The organism is Archaeoglobus sulfaticallidus PM70-1 (genome assembly GCF_000385565.1).
GTDB lineage: Archaea > Halobacteriota > Archaeoglobi > Archaeoglobales > Archaeoglobaceae > Archaeoglobus_A > Archaeoglobus_A sulfaticallidus.
In genome coordinates this window covers 811815-832018 of sequence record NC_021169.1, presented here as the reverse complement: position 1 = coordinate 832018, position 20204 = coordinate 811815, and the positions used below count along the sequence as shown (strand labels likewise).

At 42.1% G+C, this 20204-nt stretch carries 22 protein-coding genes and 1 tRNA gene; 19 read left to right on the top strand and 4 right to left on the bottom strand.

The window, feature by feature from the left end:
- Nucleotides 1-46 precede the first annotated feature (46 nt).
- The gene (acs, locus tag ASULF_RS04505) at nucleotides 47-1975 is read left to right on the top strand and encodes an acetate--CoA ligase (protein WP_015590512.1); all 1929 of its coding nucleotides are present in this window, start codon (nucleotides 47-49) and stop codon (nucleotides 1973-1975) included.
- 262 nt (nucleotides 1976-2237) lie between these two features.
- Here the strand turns inward: acs and ASULF_RS04500 are convergent, their stop codons facing one another.
- On the bottom strand, nucleotides 2238-3398 hold the full coding sequence (locus ASULF_RS04500) for a CBS domain-containing protein (protein ID WP_015590511.1): 1161 nt from the start codon (nucleotides 3396-3398) through the stop codon (nucleotides 2238-2240).
- Nucleotides 3399-4522: 1124 nt separating this feature from the next.
- Here ASULF_RS04500 and ASULF_RS04490 point away from each other — a divergent pair.
- The 11 genes from ASULF_RS04490 (at nucleotide 4523) to ASULF_RS04445 (ending at nucleotide 10790) form a co-directional block, all read left to right on the top strand.
- Nucleotides 4523-5362 (top strand): rhomboid family intramembrane serine protease, encoded by an 840-nt coding sequence (locus ASULF_RS04490; protein WP_015590510.1) that lies wholly within the window; start codon nucleotides 4523-4525, stop codon nucleotides 5360-5362.
- The gene (locus ASULF_RS04485; RefSeq protein ID WP_015590509.1) at nucleotides 5350-6309 is read left to right on the top strand and encodes an archaeosine biosynthesis radical SAM protein RaSEA; all 960 of its coding nucleotides are present in this window, start codon (nucleotides 5350-5352) and stop codon (nucleotides 6307-6309) included. Before ASULF_RS04490 ends, ASULF_RS04485 begins: the two co-directional genes overlap by 13 nt.
- 113 nt (nucleotides 6310-6422) lie before the next feature.
- Complete coding sequence (gene asd / locus ASULF_RS04480; RefSeq protein ID WP_015590508.1) at nucleotides 6423-7451, top strand: aspartate-semialdehyde dehydrogenase; 1029 nt, start codon at nucleotides 6423-6425, stop codon at nucleotides 7449-7451.
- Between the two features lie 48 nt (nucleotides 7452-7499).
- A complete protein-coding gene (gene albA / locus ASULF_RS04475; protein ID WP_015590507.1) occupies nucleotides 7500-7769 on the top strand; it encodes a DNA-binding protein Alba in 270 nt (89 codons plus the stop codon).
- Nucleotides 7770-7910: 141 nt separating this feature from the next.
- Complete coding sequence (locus ASULF_RS04470; RefSeq protein ID WP_015590506.1) at nucleotides 7911-9137, top strand: phosphoglycerate kinase; 1227 nt, start codon at nucleotides 7911-7913, stop codon at nucleotides 9135-9137.
- A 107-nt stretch (nucleotides 9138-9244) separates the two neighbouring features.
- Nucleotides 9245-9316, top strand: a tRNA-His gene (locus ASULF_RS04465).
- Between the two features lie 221 nt (nucleotides 9317-9537).
- Nucleotides 9538-9918, top strand: a complete 381-nt coding sequence (locus ASULF_RS04460) for a hypothetical protein (protein ID WP_015590505.1) — start codon at nucleotides 9538-9540, stop codon at nucleotides 9916-9918.
- The gene (locus ASULF_RS12285) at nucleotides 9915-10037 is read left to right on the top strand and encodes a hypothetical protein (RefSeq protein ID WP_015590504.1); all 123 of its coding nucleotides are present in this window, start codon (nucleotides 9915-9917) and stop codon (nucleotides 10035-10037) included. Before ASULF_RS04460 ends, ASULF_RS12285 begins: the two co-directional genes overlap by 4 nt.
- A 29-nt stretch (nucleotides 10038-10066) precedes the next feature.
- Nucleotides 10067-10249: a hypothetical protein gene (locus tag ASULF_RS04455; RefSeq protein ID WP_015590503.1), complete on the top strand. Its 183-nt coding sequence runs from the start codon at nucleotides 10067-10069 to the stop codon at nucleotides 10247-10249.
- 99 nt (nucleotides 10250-10348) lie between these two features.
- Nucleotides 10349-10603, top strand: a complete 255-nt coding sequence (locus ASULF_RS04450; protein WP_015590502.1) for a DUF4258 domain-containing protein — start codon at nucleotides 10349-10351, stop codon at nucleotides 10601-10603.
- Nucleotides 10584-10790: a DUF2283 domain-containing protein gene (locus ASULF_RS04445; RefSeq protein WP_015590501.1), complete on the top strand. Its 207-nt coding sequence runs from the start codon at nucleotides 10584-10586 to the stop codon at nucleotides 10788-10790. Before ASULF_RS04450 ends, ASULF_RS04445 begins: the two co-directional genes overlap by 20 nt.
- A gap of 183 nt (nucleotides 10791-10973) precedes the next feature.
- Here ASULF_RS04445 and ASULF_RS04440 read toward each other — a convergent pair whose 3' ends face one another.
- From ASULF_RS04440 to ASULF_RS04430, 3 genes are all read right to left on the bottom strand, one after another.
- The gene (locus ASULF_RS04440) at nucleotides 10974-11843 is read right to left on the bottom strand and encodes a hypothetical protein (protein ID WP_015590500.1); all 870 of its coding nucleotides are present in this window, start codon (nucleotides 11841-11843) and stop codon (nucleotides 10974-10976) included.
- Between the two features lie 155 nt (nucleotides 11844-11998).
- Nucleotides 11999-12571, bottom strand: a complete 573-nt coding sequence (locus tag ASULF_RS04435) for a PH domain-containing protein (RefSeq protein WP_015590499.1) — start codon at nucleotides 12569-12571, stop codon at nucleotides 11999-12001.
- Nucleotides 12572-13036: 465 nt separating this feature from the next.
- Nucleotides 13037-14053: a radical SAM protein gene (locus ASULF_RS04430; RefSeq protein ID WP_015590498.1), complete on the bottom strand. Its 1017-nt coding sequence runs from the start codon at nucleotides 14051-14053 to the stop codon at nucleotides 13037-13039.
- A 119-nt stretch (nucleotides 14054-14172) separates the two neighbouring features.
- Between ASULF_RS04430 and ASULF_RS04425 the strand changes: the two genes are divergently transcribed.
- Genes ASULF_RS04425 through ASULF_RS04395 form a run of 7 tightly spaced genes read left to right on the top strand, consistent with a single transcriptional unit; the run spans nucleotide 14173 to nucleotide 20202 of the window.
- A complete protein-coding gene (locus ASULF_RS04425; RefSeq protein WP_015590497.1) occupies nucleotides 14173-15390 on the top strand; it encodes an ATP-grasp domain-containing protein in 1218 nt (405 codons plus the stop codon).
- A complete protein-coding gene (locus ASULF_RS04420; protein WP_015590496.1) occupies nucleotides 15391-15687 on the top strand; it encodes a 4Fe-4S dicluster domain-containing protein in 297 nt (98 codons plus the stop codon). It begins immediately after the preceding gene.
- The gene (locus ASULF_RS04415) at nucleotides 15671-16552 is read left to right on the top strand and encodes a succinate--CoA ligase subunit alpha (RefSeq protein ID WP_015590495.1); all 882 of its coding nucleotides are present in this window, start codon (nucleotides 15671-15673) and stop codon (nucleotides 16550-16552) included. Before ASULF_RS04420 ends, ASULF_RS04415 begins: the two co-directional genes overlap by 17 nt.
- Nucleotides 16549-17430, top strand: coding sequence for an HpcH/HpaI aldolase/citrate lyase family protein (locus ASULF_RS04410; protein ID WP_015590494.1), 882 nt, complete (start codon nucleotides 16549-16551; stop codon nucleotides 17428-17430). Before ASULF_RS04415 ends, ASULF_RS04410 begins: the two co-directional genes overlap by 4 nt.
- Nucleotides 17427-18743: an MmgE/PrpD family protein gene (locus ASULF_RS04405; protein ID WP_015590493.1), complete on the top strand. Its 1317-nt coding sequence runs from the start codon at nucleotides 17427-17429 to the stop codon at nucleotides 18741-18743. The genes ASULF_RS04410 and ASULF_RS04405 overlap by 4 nt, the downstream gene beginning before the upstream one ends.
- Before the next feature lie 9 nt (nucleotides 18744-18752).
- Entirely contained in the window at nucleotides 18753-19355 is a 603-nt protein-coding gene (locus tag ASULF_RS04400) for a DUF1847 domain-containing protein (RefSeq protein ID WP_015590492.1), read from the top strand.
- The gene (locus tag ASULF_RS04395; RefSeq protein WP_015590491.1) at nucleotides 19324-20202 is read left to right on the top strand and encodes a hypothetical protein; all 879 of its coding nucleotides are present in this window, start codon (nucleotides 19324-19326) and stop codon (nucleotides 20200-20202) included. Before ASULF_RS04400 ends, ASULF_RS04395 begins: the two co-directional genes overlap by 32 nt.
- Nucleotides 20203-20204: the final 2 nt, after the last annotated feature.

Sequence of the window (20204 nt, the reverse complement as noted above, 5' to 3'; positions counted from 1 at the left end):
GGTAAACTTATTAGGAATGAATGTTTAGAATAAATTAGGTGAAAAAATGAACAATTCAAAAGAATTTTCCCAAGGCGAGATATATGAGCCATCAGAAGAAACCAGAAGGCATGCATGGGTTAACAATGAAAGGATTTACGAGATGGCTCAGGATTACCTTACACTTTGGGATGAAGTAGCAAAGAGCGATATTGAGTGGTTTGAGCCATATGAGGACGTGCTTGATGACAGCAATGCTCCATTTTATAGATGGTATGTTGGTGGGAAGATCAACATAACCCACAACTGCCTGGACAGGCATATAGAGTCAAAAGGAGACAAAACAGCAATAATATGGCAGGGAGAACCTGAAAATGAGAAAGAAAGGATAACTTACCACGAGCTCTACCGGAGAGTTTGCAGGTTTGCCAACGCCCTCAGAACGCTTGGAGTTAAGGAGCAAGATGTAGTCACAATCTACATGGGGATGGTGCCAGAGTTGCTGATTGCGATGCTTGCATGCGCCAGAATTGGTGCGATTCATAATGTGGTTTTTGGAGGTTTCTCCTCGACAGCCCTGAGAGACAGGATAAACGATGCTAATGCTAAAGTAGTCGTTACAATGGATGGTTACTACAGAAGGGGCAAGGTTATTGAGACTAAGCGCATCGTTGACAAAGCTCTGGAGGATTGCAACGTTGAGAGCGTTGTTGTGCTTGAGAGGATCGGCAATGATGTGAGCATGGTCGATGGAAGAGATATCTGGTGGCATGATTTGCAAAAGGTTCCCGACAAATGTGAGTGCAAAGCTCTTGACAGCGAACATCCGTTGTTCATCCTATATACGTCGGGAACAACAGGCAAACCCAAGGGCGTTCTTCACGTTCATGGAGGTTACAACGTTGGCACCCACATCACGACGAAGTGGGTTTTCGATTTGAAGGATAGAGACATATTCTGGTGCACTGCTGACATAGGCTGGATTACTGGCCACAGTTATGTTGTCTATGGACCTCTTAGCAACGGTGCGACCATTTTAATTTACGAAGGTGCCCCTGACTATCCTCAGCCGGACAGGTGGTGGAGCATTATTGAGCAGTATGGTGTGACCGTTTTCTATACCGCCCCCACTGCAATACGCTACTTCATGAAGCTCGGCGAGGAGTGGCTGGAGAAACACGATCTATCCTCGTTGCGTCTGCTTGGAACAGTCGGTGAAACGATAGATCCGGAGGCTTGGAAGTGGTACTACAAGAATGTAGGAAATGAACACTGCCCCGTCATTGACACATGGTGGCAGACAGAAACAGGCATGGTCGTAATAGCCCCTTTGCCTGGAGTTACCAAGCTCAAGCCCGGTTCTGTAACTCTGCCCTTCCCAGGAATTTTAGTGGATATACGCGATGAGAAAGGAAATCCAGCAGATAGCGGAGAGCTCGTGATAACGAATCCGTGGCCAGCAATGTTCAGAAATCTGTGGGGTGAACCAGAAAGATTTGCCAAACAGTACTGGCGGTCAAATGACTCAGGCGAACTCATTTACTATACTGGGGATGGAGCAAGGAAGGATGGAGACGGATACTACTGGATAATAGGAAGGATCGATGAGGTTCTGAAGGTCAGCGGTCACAGGCTTGGGAGTGCTGAAATCGAAGGTGCGCTCATATCTCATGAAGCTGTAAGCGAAGCAGCTGTAATCGGTAAGCCCCACGAGATCAAAGGTCAAGTGCCAGTAGCCTTTGTTGTCCTTAAGACGGGCTACGAGCCGAGCGTCGAACTTGAAAAAGACCTTAAAACGCATGTTAGAAACGAGATAGGTGCAATAGCTGTGCCTGAAGAGATATACTTCGTCGAACAGCTACCAAAAACGAGAAGTGGAAAGATAGTGCGTAGGATTCTACTTGCTATCGAGAAGGGCGAGGAAATAGGAGATATCACAACCCTTGAAGATATTACGGTTGTTGAGAAGATTAAGGATGTTAAGGGGGCAAAATAAATAAACAAATTATCTAGATGATAAGGCGTCAGTTTACCCAAGTGAGCTCAAGTCCTACCTCAGCTTTTTTTAACAACAAACTCATCTTTTAATGGCATGACATTAATATGATAATTTCCCTCTCCAAGATGGCTATGGGAGTTGAAGAGTATCCTGAGATTTCACTCTACGCAGCTGAGTAGCCACTATTCCAAGCAATTATTTGCAAATCGCATTTTAAGGGCTGTAGATAAAAAAATATTAGAAAATTGATGCCTTGTTATCAAAGAACTTCCTCGTAAAGCCTTTGCACCATTCTCTTATCGAGTAAAAGCTCTTTATCCTTTATTACCTGTCTTTCGAGCTTATTCAAGGTTGCATGGACTGCAAACTCCACACCCCAACTTTCACCAGTAACAAAAAAAACTCCATGATCGCTTCTTAACCTCATCATCACGTGAATGAGAGGTATCTCTCTGTAGTACAGTCTGAGTTTCTTTATATAAACAAATAGATGGGCCTTCCCAAGAGAACTCTTGAACTTCCTCAAAAACTTGTTTAATTCGTCTAAGAGTTTTTCTATTTCAGAATCATCCAAAACTACACCTTTCGTGATGATCTGCACTTCATACTCTTTTGGAATGGTCGTCTTTAAGTAATATTCTAGAAGATCTTTCTTTACCACTACCCCCTCAGGAATACTACCCCTTGTAACCACGAGGCTTGATATGTCATTCTCAATCATCAGGCCAATAGCTTTGGCAATCGTATCATTTCTCTCAACTGTTATAACCGGACGACTCATTATACTCTCAACCACTATTGAAAGCGTTTTTTCTTTTTCTTTCATGCTCAGATATCCAAGCCTATCGTCTTTCCCCAGAGACACAACCCTATCTACTATATCCTTCCCAGTAATGATTCCAACAACTTTATTTTCGTCATCAACTACAACAACTCTGCTAATGCCATGATTTCTCATAGTAGCCAGAGCCTTGGATATACCATCGTACGTTTTCACAGTTATAACTTCTGGATTCATAACATCCCCAATCTCAACATTTTCAAATTCTTGTTTTATTTTTTGTAGAAAATCATTGATGTGGATAACTCCAAATCCTCCGTTGAGCTTTATAGGAACAAAGGGTGTGGAATCCTCTATAAACCTTCTTGCCACTTTATCTGGTGTTAGCTCATCAAGGCGAACGATTCCAGTTTTCGCAGCGAACTTCTTGATTTTCGTTTCATCAGGGTTCGTCATTAGGCTACCCCTGACTAGGTCCTTTTCTCTTACAACCCCAATGATTTCGCCATCTTCTTCAACCAACAGGGCTCTTTCATGTTTGGACTCACCCAACATTGAAATTACCTTCGAAATCGTTTCACTTGCGCTAATAACGTCATAATCGTCTCTAATAAGTTTCTTTAATTCCTCAACATCCATAATATTCCACCTTCTTGTGATTTATACATATAATACAAAGTATAAAAATGTAACTATCTATTATCTAATTTAATTTATAATAACATTCAAAAAATCCTCAAAGCGTAACTTCAACAAGATTTTTGCCGTGACACACTTCACTATTTGTAAAGTAGATTGAAATTCACGACCTAAGTAAATTAATCTCTACAATCTTGGAGGAATTAGTATCAATACTCTAAAAACGGAGACGGTGTGGAAGAGGTGTTGCAAAAAGATAATTGGGCAATATTTCGGAGTTGATGCTGTCAGTATTCTGGCCAGATTGCCCAAACCAGTTTGGAGTTTACAGCTCCGAAGATTGCCATAATCTTCCCCTTTCGCTAAGCTCAGCATAGATTGCAATAGCAGGATAACTTGCAACAGTTGAAGCACAAATTTCGATCCCTGAGGAAAAGGATCTATGAACGAATTCCTATAATTGCTCCTGACAAAAAATTTTCCAGCAATAGCCGTTACAATGAGAGCTGTTAAAATGGCTGCCAAAAAGCATTTTCGGTTAAGTTCACCATGCATGGCTTTTCACGGCTTTTTCGGGAATGTAGAGCTGAATTTTTCCTGGTAGGAAAAATACAATTGCAATTTATCTCCATTCTGGGTTTCGAATTCGTATTTTGAGCCAACTCCCAGTAATTCGACTTTCCTGAACATAATCTCTTTGTGATTTTTATCAATAGATCTGTTTTGACCAAAGTGTTATATACTTTGACCGCTATATAAAGGCGAAGGTTAAAATCTCGAGATTTATCCCGAAGTTTTAACTGAGGATGGGTTACTATCCGTTATTAGATGGACAATCATCTAATGATGCCTCTTAACTTCTACATGTCCGTTTCTTCTACATGTCCGATTTCTCCTTTTACAACACTTTGGTTAATAGTTATCTTCCTGCGAGCTGATTTGCTTTTGAATTTCTCTGGCTTACTTCTGAGAAAGGTAGGTCAGCTTTCGCTTCTTTTCAGGGAAATAAGTTATGAATCGGTTGGGATCTGCTATAACTGGAAAAAGGATATTTAAAAACGATATTCACATAAGCAAGCCAAACACAGAAAAAATTAATAACATTGGAAGCGAACTTTAAAAAAGTGACCTCAAAATGTGATTATTGCGGAAAAGAGGAGTATTTGCCCTTCGTATGTAAATACTGCGGGGGAAAATTCTGTGCAGAGCATAGGCTACCTGAGATGCATGAGTGTGAGGGCAGGGATGCTTACTGGAATGTTCCGGTCAAGGTTAAGAAGGAGAAAAAGGTAAAGATCCCAATTAAGGACTCGGTTTCGGTGAAGAAGATTGGTAGAGGTGTTGGCAGAGGTTTTGAGAAACCAAAAATCAAATTCAATGCAATAACTGCTTACGGCTATAACAACATAGTTCTGGGAATAATTACGATAATGTTCTTCATAGGTAACTTATTTCCGGCTTCTTTCCAGTATCTTGCTCTCTTTCCAAACAAGTTCATCGAGATGCCTTGGCAGCTGATAACCAGCATGTTCTTCCATGTTGAATTTGGCCACTTCTTAGTTAACGCTATAGTTCTGCTGTTCTTTGGAACTGAGCTGGAGAGGAGAGTTGGAGGCAAAAACTACATCAAGATCTTTCTGCTCTCCGGGTTAGCTGGAAATATCGGATATCTAGCATTCTCCTTAATGTCTGGGAGTTATGCTGGGGCTCTTGGATCTTCAGGGGCAATATATGGTATTATGGGTACTCTGGCGATCATAGCACCTGAAATAAGGGTTCTGTTCTTTTTCTTCATTCCTATGAGTATAAGAGTAGCCCTGGTGATCTTCGCCCTGTATGACCTGCTGATGTTACCACTGAGCAGCATAAGTGGAGTGGCACATATAGCCCACCTTTCCGGACTTCTGGTTGGATTGTATTACGGCGACAAGTTTAAAGCATATAGAAACAGATGGCGCTGGTAATGTTAAACAAACCTGTAGCTTTATGGACCGATAAGGAACTCTTCTGGGAAAGGAATAGGGTAGTGGACTGTATAACGGTTATACTCAGGACAAGGGGGTGTTATAGGGCACAGAGAGATCCGTGCAGGATGTGCGGATACAGCATAGATTCTGATGCAAATGTTACTGATAAAAACCTTGAAAAACAGCTTGAGTTTGTTGAAGAAGAGATAAAGAAAAGAAACCCGAAAATTCTGAAGATATTCACATCTGGAAGCTTTTTTGATCCACGAGAGACATCACAGAAAATAAGAAAGAAAATCTACGGGATGGTCAAGGAATACAGCATCGAAAAGCTCATTGTGGAGAGTAGGCCTGAGTTCATCAGATCTGCTGATCCGGAGGTATATATGGAAGTGGGAATCGGGCTTGAGAGTGTAAACGATTTTGTTAGAAATGAGCTGATAAACAAGGGTTTCAGTTTTGAGGAATATACGGAGGCTCATGATTTCCTGAAATCCATCGGTGTTTCGGTGAAGGCCTATCTACTTCTAAAACCGCCGTTTCTGTCTGAGAAAGAGGCTATAGATGATGTGTTGAATTCAATCAACTTGCTGGATCGTGAAAAACTTGCGGATATAATCTCTATCAACCCCACCAACATCCAGAAGGGGACATATGTTGAGAGGTTGTGGTATAAAGGATATTTTCGACCTCCATGGCTCTGGAGTGCTGTGGATGTTCTGAAAAATTCTGGTGACACTCCAGTTATCTGTGATCCGGTAGCTGGTGGGAAAGCTAGGGGGCCACATAACTGCTACAAGTGCGATGGGGAGGTTGTCAAAGCGATTAAAAATTTCTCTTTAACACAGAACAGGGATGTGCTGAATCTTTACTGCGATTGCATTGAAGAATGGAAGGATTACATGCTGATTGAGAGGATTGCAAGGCTGCCTTTGCAGCTGTAGCCTGTAGTATCTGGCTGTGTGGTTGATTTCCAGCCAGCTGTTTAAGCAGCCCGCTTAAGAAGACAATCTTTAAGATAAAAAAATATTTAAAACCTCTTTGTATTGCGAATCTCATGAAGCTAAAAGCCGCCGTGCTCGGTGCAACTGGAATGGTCGGGCAGAAGTTCATTCAGCTGCTCAGCGATCATGAATGGTTTGAAATAACATCTTTAATAGCATCCGAGAAGAGGGTTGGAAAGTTTTACGGCGAAGAGGTGAACTGGGTTGTTTCAGCCAATGTTCCTGAGAAGGTTAAGGATCTTGAGATGCAGCCGATGGATCCCAAAGTTATCGATGCTGATATAGTTTTCTCAGCTTTGCCGAGCGATATAGCCAAGAAGGTTGAACCTGAGTTTGCGAAGGCTGGTTTTGTGATAGCCTCAAACGCATCGGCATACCGAATGGATGAAGATGTCCCGCTTGTAATTCCTGAAGTCAATCCCGATCATCTGGGTCTTGTTGAGGTTCAGAAGAGAAACAGGAACTGGGATGGGTTCATAGTTACGAATCCAAACTGTACAACAATAGTCCTTGTTTTGAGTTTGAAGCCCCTGATGGATCTCGGTCTCAGGAAGGTTATTGTATCCACGATGCAGGCACTGAGTGGTGCTGGCTTCCCGGGTGTGCCGTCGCTCGGGATAATGGACAACATATTACCGTTCATAAAGGGAGAGGAGGAGAAGGTTGAAACCGAGCCTCTAAAGCTACTCGGAAAATTCGATGGCGAAAGGATAAGGTTTGCAGATCTGAAAGTTTCAGCATCATGCCATAGAGTCCCGGTTATAGATGGACATCTCGAATCTGTATGGGCCGAGTTCAACAGAGATGTGAGCGTTGAAGAGGTAGTAGATGCTTTTGAATCCTTCAAGCCTCTGGATCTTCCAACATCTCCAGAAAAGCTGATAATTGTTAGAAATGAGCCGGATAGACCACAGCCAAGACTCGACAGAGATGAGGGCGGGGGCATGAGTATAACGGTTGGACGAATAAGAAAAGACGACAGCGCGATTAAGTATCTTGTTCTCGGGCATAACACGGTCAGAGGTGCTGCAGGAGCCAGTATCTTGAATGCTGAATTAATGATTAAAGAAAAATTAATATAACATTAGGTATGCTTCACATTACACCAAAAAAACAAGAGGTGAGAAAAGATGGCTGAGAATGCAGTGTTTGTTGGAAATAAGCCGGTTATGAACTATGTGTTGGCAGTACTGACCCAGTTCAATAGCGGAGTAGAGGAAGTATCCGTTAAGGCGAGAGGAAGGGCCATAAGCAGGGCTGTCGATGTTGCAGAGATCGTTAGAAAGAGATTCCTCCCAGATGTGGATGTCAAGGACATAAAGATCTCCACAGAAAAGGTCGAGAGCGAGCAGGGAGAGGCTAATGTCTCTGCTATTGAGATAACTCTCGCTAAGAAGTAATTTTGGTTAAATTAATTAATTTTGAAATTTTTATATTAGTTTTTATTATTTATTGCCACTTCTGCTAGGATTCCTGAGGTTTTTCATTTCAATGCAAGGGGAAAACAAAATTTTTTTAAGTTTCTCATTGAAGTAAGTCTGATGATAGAAGGTTTACCCACGCTTGATGACATCGATTATAGTGGCAAGAGAATTCTGATGAGGATTGACATAAACGCTCCGATTGTGAACTCAACGATTCTCGATACGACAAGATTTGAGAGTCATGTTCCAACGCTTAAAGAGCTGGAAGATTGCAGGGTTGTTCTACTTGCACATCAGAGCAGGGCAGGGAAAAAGGATTTTACAAGCCTTGAGACACATGCAAAAACTCTTTCGAGACTTCTGGGTAAGGAAGTTGATTATGTGGATGATCTTTTTGGGAGCTGTGCGATTAACAGGATAAAGGAGATGGATACGGGTTATCTCCTGCTGGAAAATGTTAGATTTTACGCTGAAGAAACCCTCAAGAGAGATGCTATTGAGCATTCCAAGTCCCTTATTGTGAGAAGGCTCTCTCCTCTCTTTGATTTTTATGTTAACGATGCTTTCTCTGCATCACATCGATCTCAGGCCTCGCTGGTTGGTTTTCCTCCAGTCATACCCTCTGTGGTTGGGAGGCTTGTTGAAAAGGAAGTAGCGGCCCTGTCAAAGGCAATACGGAGCGAAAAAGATAAGATATTTATTCTGGGTGGTGCAAAGATATCGGATTCGGTTAAGGTTCTGAAAAATGTTCTCGAGAGGGGGATAGCAAGTAAGGTTGTTCTGACTGGTGTTGTGGCTAACTACTTCTTAATGCTCGATGGAGTAAAGCTTGGTCCTGAGAATGAAAAGGTTGTTGAGGAGAACAAGGAAGGAATAAATGATGAGGAGATGCTGAAAACTCTCAAAGCCTACAGGGATAAGATAATCCTGCCAGAAGATTTTGGTGTCGAGATCGATGGCAAGAGAAAAGACATCAGTGTTGAGGAATTCAGGGGTGATGGAAGGATAATGGACATCGGAGTGGAGACTATATCCATGCTGTCTGAGGAGATTCCGAAACACAGTATCGCTGTAATAAATGGTCCTGCAGGTGTTTTTGAAGATGAAAAGTTCGCACTGGGGACATTCGAGGTTTTGAAGGCTGTATCCAGGGCTGAGTTCTCTCTGGTTGGTGGAGGACATATCTCTACCGCAGCGAGAATGGTTGGCTTAGACAAAAAGATGAGTCATGTTTCAACCGGTGGAGGGGCGAGCATAAGATATCTGAGCGGTGAGAAGCTGGTTGGTCTTGAGGTCGTCAGGGAGTTCTGGGAGAAGAAGTGGTCTAAGGAGCTGGGTGGTTAGCAGTACTTGTGGCTGTGCCTTAATTGTTGTTATTAAAAGCATTAATCCCATCGAAAAAATATTTATTACGAGTGGCGTGAAAGTGGTAGGGTAATATTATCTGACTGGCCCGGGTAGGGTAGCGGCTATCCTCTGGGACTGTGGATCCCAGGAGCCGGGTTCGAGTCCCGGTCCGGGCCCTTTAAATTCAATTTCAGAGCAGTCAAAACGATTATAGGCTATTATTTTTGAAAGAACGATTGATCGATATCTCAAGAGGTAACTTATGTGAGGAAAATAAAGAGCTAATTCTTAAGTTTAAAAGGAATTGTGTGGCTAATGACCTTTCAGTTGGGAGAACATCGAAGCTCATTCAACAATTGGTTATAATTTTGGAGTTAAATTCTAAACCCTTTACTGAGTGGAAAGGGAGAATATTGAACTGATTATCGACTGGATAGATGAGAGAGTTAGAAAAGAGGGATTATCTCTTTGGACTAAAAGGGATACAAGAAAACTCTCAAGAAATTTTTTAATTGGCTCGGATTGGTTCACCATAGGGGAAGTTAAAACCAGGAAGTTCCCAGATGAACTGCTGAGTGAAGATGGTATTAAGAAAATGCTTGAGGCATGTAAAAACCCGAGAAGACATCTTGCTGAACCTGAAGAACATGACAGGAAGCTTAAGGCTGTTAAATGCCCGAGATGTTTCAAGTTGGTGGGAAGTCTTGGTAATTTTTGTCTAGTGCGTGGTTATCCTCTCACAAGTGATGCAGCAATGAAGGTGAGGAGTGGAGCATGAGGATGTCAAAGGTTATGAATGAGATAGCTTTGAACCCGGAGTTCATGGCCTATGTTATTGGTCTGGAGATGGAAGTTAAAGAGTTAAGAAGGATTTTTGAGAATTATATCAAAAGGTAGTTTGCTCCGTGTGATTACCTGTGGTGGGTATGGAGGTTGAACAGGAGTTGAAAGATTACAGGTTTAGAACAATAATAAGGAGTGGAAATAAGAGAGATCATGCTAAAAGTATTGATGCAAGGGAAATAGTATTAAAGAATAACATCAGTAAGGTGAATAGAAAGTATAAACTTGATTTGGAGCATATCAGCTTGAATTTGGAGAGGATTTAATCATGGAGTTCTGGGAGGTTTTGATGTATATGTTTCCCGAGTTTAAGGTAAAGAAAGCTATAAAAACATATTTAGAAAGGTATTAACGGAGGTTTTTGATTGAATATCAGACTGTCAAACCATGCACTACATAGAGCAAATGACAGAGGAATAAGAAGAGAAGATATAGAATTGACTATAAGAGAGGCAGAAGAGATAATAGAAGTAAAATTTGGGCGTAAAGCAGCTTTTAGGCAATTTGGTGATAAATTTCTTGTTGTGATCTTTGAGGAACAAAAGGATGAAATAGTAGTTGTAACTGAATTAAAAGTAGATAAAGAGAGGTTGAAAAGGTATGGCTTCAGTAGAATTTGATGATGAAGTTAAAGCAATTTACATTAGATTTAAGGATGAAAAAATTGCAATTTCCGAGCCTTTGGCTGATAATGTCGTTATAGATGTAGATGAAAAGGGAGAGATTGTAGGCATAGAGGTTTTGCTGCCGAAGTTAGATGAGAGGCAGATGGAGTTTGTTAACAAGGTTTTGAAAGCCAAGGTTTGATTTTAGATTAGGTTCTGGGCGGTTTTGATGTATATGTTTCCAGAGGAGAGAGTGAGGGAAGCAATAAAAGAGTATGTGGAAAAGATGAGTTTTTGATTTTGTTTAATCTCTGTATTCTCTCTAAAAAAACCTCTACCACATAAACTGTTTTACCTTCTACAAAAATATTCAAAGCGATAATCTCTAACCCTTAACCTGTACAGGTCCCTTGTTGTTTTGCTCTTCGTTTTCGATCACTTCGATCCAAGAGATTTCGTTCCATGGAATTGAAACAATACCAATATTTTCAATTTTTATAACCTCTTTATCAAAAAAGTCCCAAAGCCTACCTCTGATGGTGTGATTAGAAGTGCCTGCAATAATAAATGGGATGCTATTCCTGAAGGCCTCAATAACCTCGATTTCTGTGTTCTTTCTAATACTACTTATAAAAGGAAATGATATTATTTTAGAGGTAAAAAGCACTAAGAAAATTGCCGCAAAGATAAGCAGAAACAGTTTGGTTAATTGTGTCTCATCAATGCCTATCTTTTTAAAAGAAATATAAAGATACGCATAAGAAAGATATGACGCAATGAGGTAACCTATTATAGCCCCTTCCATGGCGAGTAGCGTCCAATAGATGTAGATGGATTTTTCTTTGGAGATTGCTGTTAGAAGTATAGACAGCACCGCAACAAGAAATATTAATCCAATAAAGATTGGTCCTAGGGATATAAAACTTAATAATAGGATCAGGGTAGAAGAATCAAGATTTTGGTATTTTAGGTATGGTAAAACAATAAAAATTATGGCGGAGATGATTATTATGGTATTATACATTCTACGAATGTTCTTAGGACGTAAATAATCTGAGGTTTTTTGAGAGACTGAATCAATACATCTTTTTATAGCATCATACTCTTTTAAAATCCTGAGAAACAAGTATCGTTTAGATCTTTTTTCGAAAAACTCTTTTATTTCATTTATTAATTTAAATATGAAATTCATTATGATGGCGATAAGGGGTGAAAGCAGCATTAAATTCTGAATGTCGAGACTTAAATTACTCATCTTTCATCAACTCCTCAATAAACTTCTTACCCCTTCAGCAATCCAGAATGCCATCTCTCAAACTCTTTTTCCATTTCTTCTATGTGTTTAACGATTTTTCTACCAAGAGGGATTAATTTTCATAAGCTTTAGAACCGGTTGGAGGTATCGTAAATTTAGATTTGATCGAGCAGTTTCTTCTTTTTCTCTTCGAATTCCTCTTTAGATATTACTCCAGCTTCATATAGCTCTTTGAGCTTCTTGAGTTTTTCAATTGGGTCTTCCTTTTGAGGGGTGGTCTTTTCAATGACCTGGGTCATTGGTAATGTTCTTGCTACAGTTTCTTTTGGTTTAGAAATAGACCATTCTTCACCTAATAGGCCCTTCTTTTTAGCGATTGAGATCTGTTCAACTGCGGTAGCATTTAGGGCATCTCGGATGGCTTCTATTGCGTCTTTAGCTTCATTTTTATCCATCCAGCTTAATTTTACTGTTTTACCTTCTTCGCTCTGTAATATGAACTCGGCACCGATTTTACCTTTTTTGAATTTCACGAACTCTAATTTTTCGTATGGGAAATCTATAAGCTCATATCTCCCGAGGATTTTTTGGTCTAAATAAATCACTCTTCTGTCTGTAACAATGAGGTATTTTGGTTTTAGTTCGGTTTTTAGTTTCTTTTTGACAGAGAACAGGACTTTTTCATTAGGATATAGATTTTCAGAAAGTTCTGGAGGGACTTCTACCATAATAAACACCCCTATCCATCTTTGTAGTTTTTTAACAAAAGAGCAATTTATAATTTGCTATTTTACAACATAATCTAACTCAAATTCAATAAAATATTTGGTGTCTCTATCTCTGAGATTTCAGCTTTTTTAGAGTATAGAACAGAGATTATAAGCCATGTATTCTGGTATCTATTGTGCGTTCCTAACATGAAATATATGTATTTCAGTTGATGAACACAAATATGTTCCGTTTGCCAGTTGTTTGTACAAAACTTGAGAAGAAGATTTAGACTGGAGATAAACGAGATCGCTGACGAAGATAGAAGATATAGAAAAAGGAGAATCTATTGCCGGTTTGTATGATTCAGATGTTCAGTAAAAGTGATCAGATATCCACCAATTTGATCTCATCATGAAAAAACCAAAAAGTATTTATACTTTAATTATTAAATGTGATAATAACTATTCTTCCCCCACCCCCCTTTAAAATTCTGTAAGTTTTGTTTGTGCTGGGAGATATGCTGAGATTCTCTTAATGCTATATCCCATTCTTTTTATCTCTGCCAGAGACTTCCCCTGTCTCAGGAGTTGTGAGATCCTCTTCCCGCATCCGGGAATCTGCTCCAATTCGAGGTTTTCGAGTTTTTCAGCAATCGCCATTTTTGGATCTATCGACGGGAGCATGCCATCTTCCATGACCGACTCTATAAGCTTTGGAGAGTAGCCATACATCCTTAGCAGGGCATCCATCCTGTATAGATTTACAACCCTCTTCCTCCTTTCTTTTCTAAAATTCTCCATAGGTGTTCCTTTAAGAGGTGTGAATCCTGAAATGTAAACTCTTGAGACACCAATCTCACTGTACTCTTTGTGCATTATCTTGAGTATTTCCAGATCACTCTCTCCAATTCCTGCAATGATCTGGGTTGTCTGAGATCTTCTGGCCTCCTTTGCCTTTTTTATCTCCCTCTGTATTTTCCTCTGCTTCCTGAAAATATCCTCCTTGAGTCTCTTAACACTGCTTATCTCGTTCATTCTCGAGTCGGAGGTTGTCTCCAGATTTATGCTTACCCTGTTAGCGAGATCTATTGCCTCTTCTATGTATTCTGGGGAGCTACCGGGTATGATCTTCAGGTGTAAATACCCGCTGTGAAATTTTCTGATAAGCCTGCCAGTCTCAAGGAGCTTTTCCATAACATTATCCGGGTCAGAATCAACGGCAGAGCTTATGAATGCTCCGGAAACAAGATTTTTCTCCTTCATAATCCTGAACACCTTTGCAATCTCTTCAGGACTGGCTGATATTCCTTTATACCAGGCATTTCTGCAATACTTGCAGTCGAATCTACATCTGTTCGAGAGCAGAACCTTGAATAGCTTTATACTCCTGCCGTTTACTCTTGATCTGTAAATCATTCTGCTGTAGTCGAATGTACATCTGCTGTGACAGACATCGAATCTGCTTGACAGTATGAGTCTGCTTAAGTTATCTATGTTCACGAAGGTAGTTCGTCTTTAGCTTTTACTAACCTTTCGAGTGGTGTGAAAGTTATTTAATATTTAAATTTTTTGGAAGTGAAGACAGAAAGATTTAAATACTAGAATTCCAACGATTTTTAATGGTAAAGCTGTATGAGTATCAGGGCAAGGAGCTCCTGAAAAAAGAGGGAATAAAGGTTCCAGAGTTCTTTGTAGCTGAAAATATTGAGCAGCTAAAGGAATTTGCCGAAAAAATGAATCCTCCATTTGTTCTAAAAGCTCAGCTGTTGATATCTGGTAGAATGAAAGCAGGAGCGGTTAAATTCGCCAGCAACATCAGAGAGGTGGAGGAATATGGAAGAGAACTGTTTGAAAGGCAGTTCAAAGGTTTCAAAGCGAAAAAGGTTTTGATAGAGCAGGCTGTTAGCGGTGAGGAGTACTATGCAAGCATAATTGTCAATCCAGCTTACAATGTGAAAGCTCCGGAAATTCTGTTCAGTCCCTACGGCGGGATAGATGTTGAGGAGCATGAGGTTTTCAGATTCGTTGTTGATTACAAAAAGGGCTTTGACAAGACAAGGTTCATGGATCTCATAGACGGACAGGTGGGTGATCCAGAAGCGGTAGCAGACTTCCTCGAGAAGCTTTACAGCGTATTCGTGAAGGCTGATGCGAGGATAGTGGAGGTGAACCCACTGTTCTCACCTCAAATGATCGCTGGAGACTGTAAGATCACGGTTGATGATTCTTCAGTCTTCAGGCATCCTGAATTCGACATCGATCTCCCAAGAGATATGGACAGAAATCCGACCGATCTGGAGAGAGTAGCCTGGGAAATTGAAGAGGGAGATTACAGAGGGACTGCGTACTTCGTTCAGCTCAATACTGACTGTAAGGACAAGAAGAAAGGTTACATAGCCTTCCACGGGATAGGTGGTGGAGCAAGCATGCTTTCTGCCGATGCAATGATTAGAAAAGGCCTTGTTTTGGCGAACTATGCAGACAGCAGTGGAAATCCACCTGCGAGCAAAATATACAAGCTCATTAAAGTGATAATGGCTCAGGAGGGGATAGAAGGATATGTTCTCGCTGGATCGGTTTTTGCCTCTCAGGAACAATGGCATCACGCCCATGCTGTGGTAAAGGCGTTCAGAGAGCTTGAAAATAAGCTTGGTGAGGGATTCCCTATAGTAATCCTCCTTGCCGGGAACAAGGAGAAGGAGAGCCATGAGATCCTGAAAGAGGGTCTTTCTAAAACTAAGTTCAGGTTTGAGATATACGGCAGGGATTACATTTACGATCCGGATTTCATAGCTGATAGGGTTATAAAGCTTGTTGAAGAGTACAGGGGTGGTTAGATGTACTATTCTCTTAAAACAAGAACAATGAGGATTGTTATCGATCACTCGAAATGCGAGACATGCGACTCCTATGACTGTGCAAAAGCGTGCAGCCTTTACGGGACGAACATACTCAGGATCAAAAACGGAAAGCCGGTAACCTTCTTCAGCGATGAGGATGTTGCCAGAAGGGATAATGAATGCCTGTCGTGTGAGATTCATTGTCCGCATAGCGCGGTGAAAATCTTTGTCGAATTTAAGGAGCTTGATGAGTATCTGAACAGAAAGGGGGATTTTTATGTCGTTTCTGATTGATGAAAACAAGACTGTTCTGATTCAGGGCATTACCGGCAGGGAAGGGAGTGCAAGGGCAAGGTTCATGCTTGAGTATGGCACGAAGGTGGTTGCGGGTGTTACTCCGGGAAAAAAGGGTGAAAATGTATGGGGAATTCCGGTGTATGACTCGGTTGAGGAGGTTGTTGGGGAATTTGGTGAGATAGACATATCTGTGACCTTCATTCCTGGTCCACAGGTTAAAGATGCCGTAATAGAGGCGATAAACGCTGGAGTTGGAACTGTAGTTATGCCTGTGGAGAGGGTCCCCCTTCATGACACGCTCGAGATAATTTCACATGCTAGAGGCACGACCATCGTAGGCCCGGGATCGCTTGGAATTATAAGTCCGGGAAAGGCTGTGGCTGGATGGCTTGGCGGGAGCGATGAAACAGCAAAAGAGGCTTTCAAGGCTGGAAGGGTTGCTGTTATCTCCAGGAGTGGTGGTCAGACAGCAACGGTATCTTGGCTCGTATCGAAGCATGGATATGGGGTCTCCACAGCCGTGCACACGGGAACGGAACCCGTGCTTGGAACCAATCTTGCGGAATATGTTCTGATGGCAAATGAGGATGACGAGAGCGAGGCCATTGTAATCTTCGGAGAAATTGGTGGAATAGCGGAAGAGGAGACAGCTGAGGTTATGGATAAGGTGGATAAGCCCGTGATAGCCTACATTGCTGGGGCGAAGCTACCTTCAGGAATAAGGTTCTCGCATGCGAGTGCGATAATCGAGGGAAAAAAAGGATCATACGAGAGCAAAAGGGAAGCACTCGAAAATGCTGGGGTTATGGTTGTCGACAGTCCGATTGAGATTGTATCTAGGCTGAAGGAGGTTTTGGGATGATGCTGTGCAGAAGTGCTCTCTTCATACCCGGAAACAACTACAGAGCGATTCTCAAATCTGAAAAAATAGATTTTGATATAGCCATATTCGATCTGGAGGACGCTGTTCCTGTCAATGACAAAGAGACGGCGAGGATTTTCGTCAGAGATGCCATTGAAAGGCTAAAGTTCAATGGCAGGAAAAAATTCGTCAGAATAAACAGTGATTACGATGATGATCTCAACGAGATAGCCCTTAGAGGACTCGATGGCGTGATGCTGCCTAAAAGCGAGTCAGAGAGGGACATCAGAAATCTGGAAAGGAAGTTAAGCAGACTTGAGGATGAAAGAAATCTGAATGAGATAAGGATAATCCCGCTCATTGAGTCTGCGAGAGGAGTTATGAACTCCTTTGAGATAGCTAGTTCAAGTGATCGTATTGTTGCCCTAGCTTTTGGCGCCGTGGATTATTACAGAACCCTTGGAAGGAGCTATTTTAAGTTTTCAAATACCCAGATAGAGTTGCTGTTCGCGAGATCGATGATCGTGAACGCTGCTAAAGCTGCTGGTTTGAAAGCCATAGACTCTCCCTTTTTCGGCATGCTAATAGACATGGAGGGTTTGCTTAAGGAATCAAAGCTCGCATTTCAGCTCGGCTTCGATGGAAAGCTCGCAATTCATCCGAACCATATAAAGATAATAAATGAGGTGTTCTCTCCTTCTAAAGAGGAATTTGAGGAAGCCAGAAAGATCGTTGAGAGCTACGAGGCTGCCAAGCAGAGAGGCGAGGGTGTGATAACATTCGAGGGCAGAATGGTCGATTTCGCATCCTACAAACAGGCCAGGGATGTTGTTGAAACCTATCTGGAAATCGAGCGGAGAGGTGAAGAGTTGAAATGACCAATATAACTGAACAGCTGATAAATCATATCATCGATCTGAAGCATCTGAACTCGGATGTGGTGGAGAGGTGCAAGCTGCTTTTTCTCGATTTAATAGGAATCCCATTCAGGGCTGAAAAAGAGGAATCGTCCAGAGCTTTGATAAGGAGCATAGACATTGACAGGATAAAGGGGGATTCCATAGCGATCCCGTACGGGTTCAGGACAGTACCGGAGTATTCTGCCCTGATAATGGGCACCCTGTCTCACTCCTTGGATTTCGATGATACGCATAGAGAATCCTCAATACATCCTGGGGCTGTTATAATCCCATCAATCCTGTCATATAGCAATGACCTTGATGGAAAGAAGTTCATTGAGGCTATGGTGTGTGGATATGACATTGCATGCAAGCTCGGGATGGCTTTAAATCCGGAGAAGCATTATGCCAGAGGCTTTCATGGAACAGCGACATGCGGGGTTTTTGGTGGGGTGGCAGCGATATCCAGAATCTTTGATTTGGATTTTGATCGGATAAAAAGCGCATTTGGAGTGGCTCTGAGCATGGTCTCGGGATCAATGCAATTCCTCGAAAACGGCGCGTGGAACAAGAGGTTGCATGCCGGATTAGCATCCAGAAATGCCGTGATGGCAATTGAGCTGGCAAAGAGTGGATTTATCGGGGCTGAAAAGCCAATAGAAGGGAAATATGGATTTCTCAACTCATATTCCGAAAATGCAGATCCTGAAAAAGCGGTTGATGGACTGGGAGAGAGGTTTGAGGTCATGCATACTGGTGTGAAGCTCTATCCATGCTGCAGATATATTCATCCTGCTCTGGATATAGCATTAAACCTTGAAATCGATCCTGAAAGCGTTGACAGAATAGCTGTCAGAATGGTTACAGCCGGATACAGGATAGTTGGAGAACCGATCGGCAGGAAGAGAGATCCGAGGAATGCTGTTGATGCCCAGTTCAGCCTTCCGTATGCCCTTGCAACAGCCCTTGTCAGGAAAAGGTTCACGGTTGATGATCTCTCGAGGGAGAGCATTATGGACAGCAGAGTAAGAGAGGTTATGAAGAAGATAGATGTGCAAGCTGATGGGGAACTCGATGTGGAATATCCGGAGAAGTGGGCGGTTGTTCTTGAAATCGATGGAGAAGAGTACAGAAAGGATTATCCAAGGGGTGATCCTGAAGATCCGGCAGATTTCAGCGAGGTTGAGAATAAGGTGAGGACATTGATGAATGGCAGGGCTGAGGAGATAATTGGATTCGTGAAAAAGCTTGAAAAGAGGAACATGGGAGAGCTTTTCGAGATTCTGTTCTGAGGTGATACGATGTACTGTGCGAAATGTGATTCGTATGCATGCTATTTTGGTGGTAAAAGGCCAGAAAACTGTCCCATGGATCTGATGGATGTTTACGATGAAGCACTGGCACAATACGATGGCTTTGAAAGAGAGATTGCAGTTAACGCTGGAAAGGTTGAGGCAGAGGGTTATCTCAACTGGTGCAGGATTAAAGAGATAGCGGAGTTTGCGAAGAGGTGTGGTTTCAGAAAGCTTGGTCTGGCATTCTGCATAGGGCTGAGGAGAGAGGCGAGAGAAACAGTGAGCATTCTGGAGAAATATGGCTTTGAGGTTTTCTCGGTAGTCTGCAAAACCGGAGCTATTGACAAAGAGGTAATAGGACTGAAAAGAGAGGATAAAATCAGCAAAAAGGATTTTGAGGCGATGTGCAATCCGATAGCTCAGGCTGAGATCCTCAACAGGCTCGAAACCGATCTGAACATCATTTTAGGCCTGTGCGTTGGACATGACACACTCTTCATAATGCACTCGAAGGCTCCGGTTACATGCTTTGCCGTGAAGGATAGGGTTTTGGCTCACAATCCTCTGGGTGCGGTATATGCCAGGCACTACTTCAGGAAGAGGGTGTGAGGAGGATGTGAGCATGAGCAAGGCGATTCAACTAACCCTAACACCATCTGAGTCGAAAAAGCTCATAAGCTTAGCTCTTATGAGGCATGAGAAGATTGCCAGAGCTTTAAAAGATGGAATCCTGGCTATACATCCGAGCAGCACGACCTACTTTCTTTACAAAGAGATAGCCCGCAAAGAGCCGGATGCGTTTGTGTGCGGGGTTGTGGTCAAGCGGGGAACCTGCATATGCAATGAGATGCTCCAGAAAATAAAGAATTCCGAGAGTTCAAGATCTTTCAGGTTTCTCTGGGTTTTTAAGAATGGTAAGGAGATTGAGATGGATGTTGGCAACCTGATAGAAGAGATGGGAGAGGGAGATGTGTATGTAAAGGCTCCAAACGCGATAGATGGTAGAAGTGCTGGAGTTCTGATTGGTTCTCCAGATGGCATTGGCACTGCAGGAAGATTTGTTTCAGCAAGGGGGTCAAAGAATTTCCACATAATCCTTCCATGCGGGATTGAAAAGATGATACCATCGGTTGATCTCGCTTTAAAGGCAAGTCCTGAAAAGCTGAAGTACTCGATGGGAATGCCCGTTTACGTCAGGAAAATAGATGGAGAGATTTTTACTGAAGTAGATGCCTTTGAGTTGCTGTTCGATGTGGAAGCGATTCCGGTAGCATCAGGTGGGCTGAAAGGGGCTGAAGGCTCTGTAACATTCTACATCGAAGGTGATGAGGCGGAAATCGACAGGATAAAAGAGTTTGCTGGGAGAGTCAAGGGGGCTGAGCTGCCTGATTTCGCAATCCCTTCATGCCCGTGTGAGTGGAATACCTGCTCCAAGTATGGTTTTGAGTTGCTGTAATT

Excerpts from the sequence above, each read along its gene's own strand:
- acs (WP_015590512.1), top strand. The coding sequence starts at position 47 with ATGAACAATTCAAAAGAATTTTCCCAAGGCGAGATATATGAGCCATCA.
- ASULF_RS04500 (WP_015590511.1), bottom strand. The coding sequence starts at position 3,398 with ATGGATGTTGAGGAATTAAAGAAACTTATTAGAGACGATTATGACGTT.
- ASULF_RS04485 (WP_015590509.1), top strand. The coding sequence starts at position 5,350 with ATGGCGCTGGTAATGTTAAACAAACCTGTAGCTTTATGGACCGATAAG.
- asd (WP_015590508.1), top strand. The coding sequence starts at position 6,423 with ATGAAGCTAAAAGCCGCCGTGCTCGGTGCAACTGGAATGGTCGGGCAG.
- albA (WP_015590507.1), top strand. The coding sequence starts at position 7,500 with ATGGCTGAGAATGCAGTGTTTGTTGGAAATAAGCCGGTTATGAACTAT.
- ASULF_RS04470 (WP_015590506.1), top strand. The coding sequence starts at position 7,911 with ATGATAGAAGGTTTACCCACGCTTGATGACATCGATTATAGTGGCAAG.
- ASULF_RS12285 (WP_015590504.1), top strand. The coding sequence starts at position 9,915 with ATGAGGATGTCAAAGGTTATGAATGAGATAGCTTTGAACCCGGAGTTC.
- ASULF_RS04455 (WP_015590503.1), top strand. The coding sequence starts at position 10,067 with ATGGAGGTTGAACAGGAGTTGAAAGATTACAGGTTTAGAACAATAATA.
- ASULF_RS04445 (WP_015590501.1), top strand. The coding sequence starts at position 10,584 with ATGGCTTCAGTAGAATTTGATGATGAAGTTAAAGCAATTTACATTAGA.
- ASULF_RS04440 (WP_015590500.1), bottom strand. The coding sequence starts at position 11,843 with ATGAGTAATTTAAGTCTCGACATTCAGAATTTAATGCTGCTTTCACCC.
- ASULF_RS04435 (WP_015590499.1), bottom strand. The coding sequence starts at position 12,571 with ATGGTAGAAGTCCCTCCAGAACTTTCTGAAAATCTATATCCTAATGAA.
- ASULF_RS04425 (WP_015590497.1), top strand. The coding sequence starts at position 14,173 with ATGGTAAAGCTGTATGAGTATCAGGGCAAGGAGCTCCTGAAAAAAGAG.
- ASULF_RS04420 (WP_015590496.1), top strand. The coding sequence starts at position 15,391 with ATGTACTATTCTCTTAAAACAAGAACAATGAGGATTGTTATCGATCAC.
- ASULF_RS04415 (WP_015590495.1), top strand. The coding sequence starts at position 15,671 with ATGTCGTTTCTGATTGATGAAAACAAGACTGTTCTGATTCAGGGCATT.
- ASULF_RS04410 (WP_015590494.1), top strand. The coding sequence starts at position 16,549 with ATGATGCTGTGCAGAAGTGCTCTCTTCATACCCGGAAACAACTACAGA.
- ASULF_RS04405 (WP_015590493.1), top strand. The coding sequence starts at position 17,427 with ATGACCAATATAACTGAACAGCTGATAAATCATATCATCGATCTGAAG.
- ASULF_RS04400 (WP_015590492.1), top strand. The coding sequence starts at position 18,753 with ATGTACTGTGCGAAATGTGATTCGTATGCATGCTATTTTGGTGGTAAA.
- ASULF_RS04395 (WP_015590491.1), top strand. The coding sequence starts at position 19,324 with ATGCCAGGCACTACTTCAGGAAGAGGGTGTGAGGAGGATGTGAGCATG.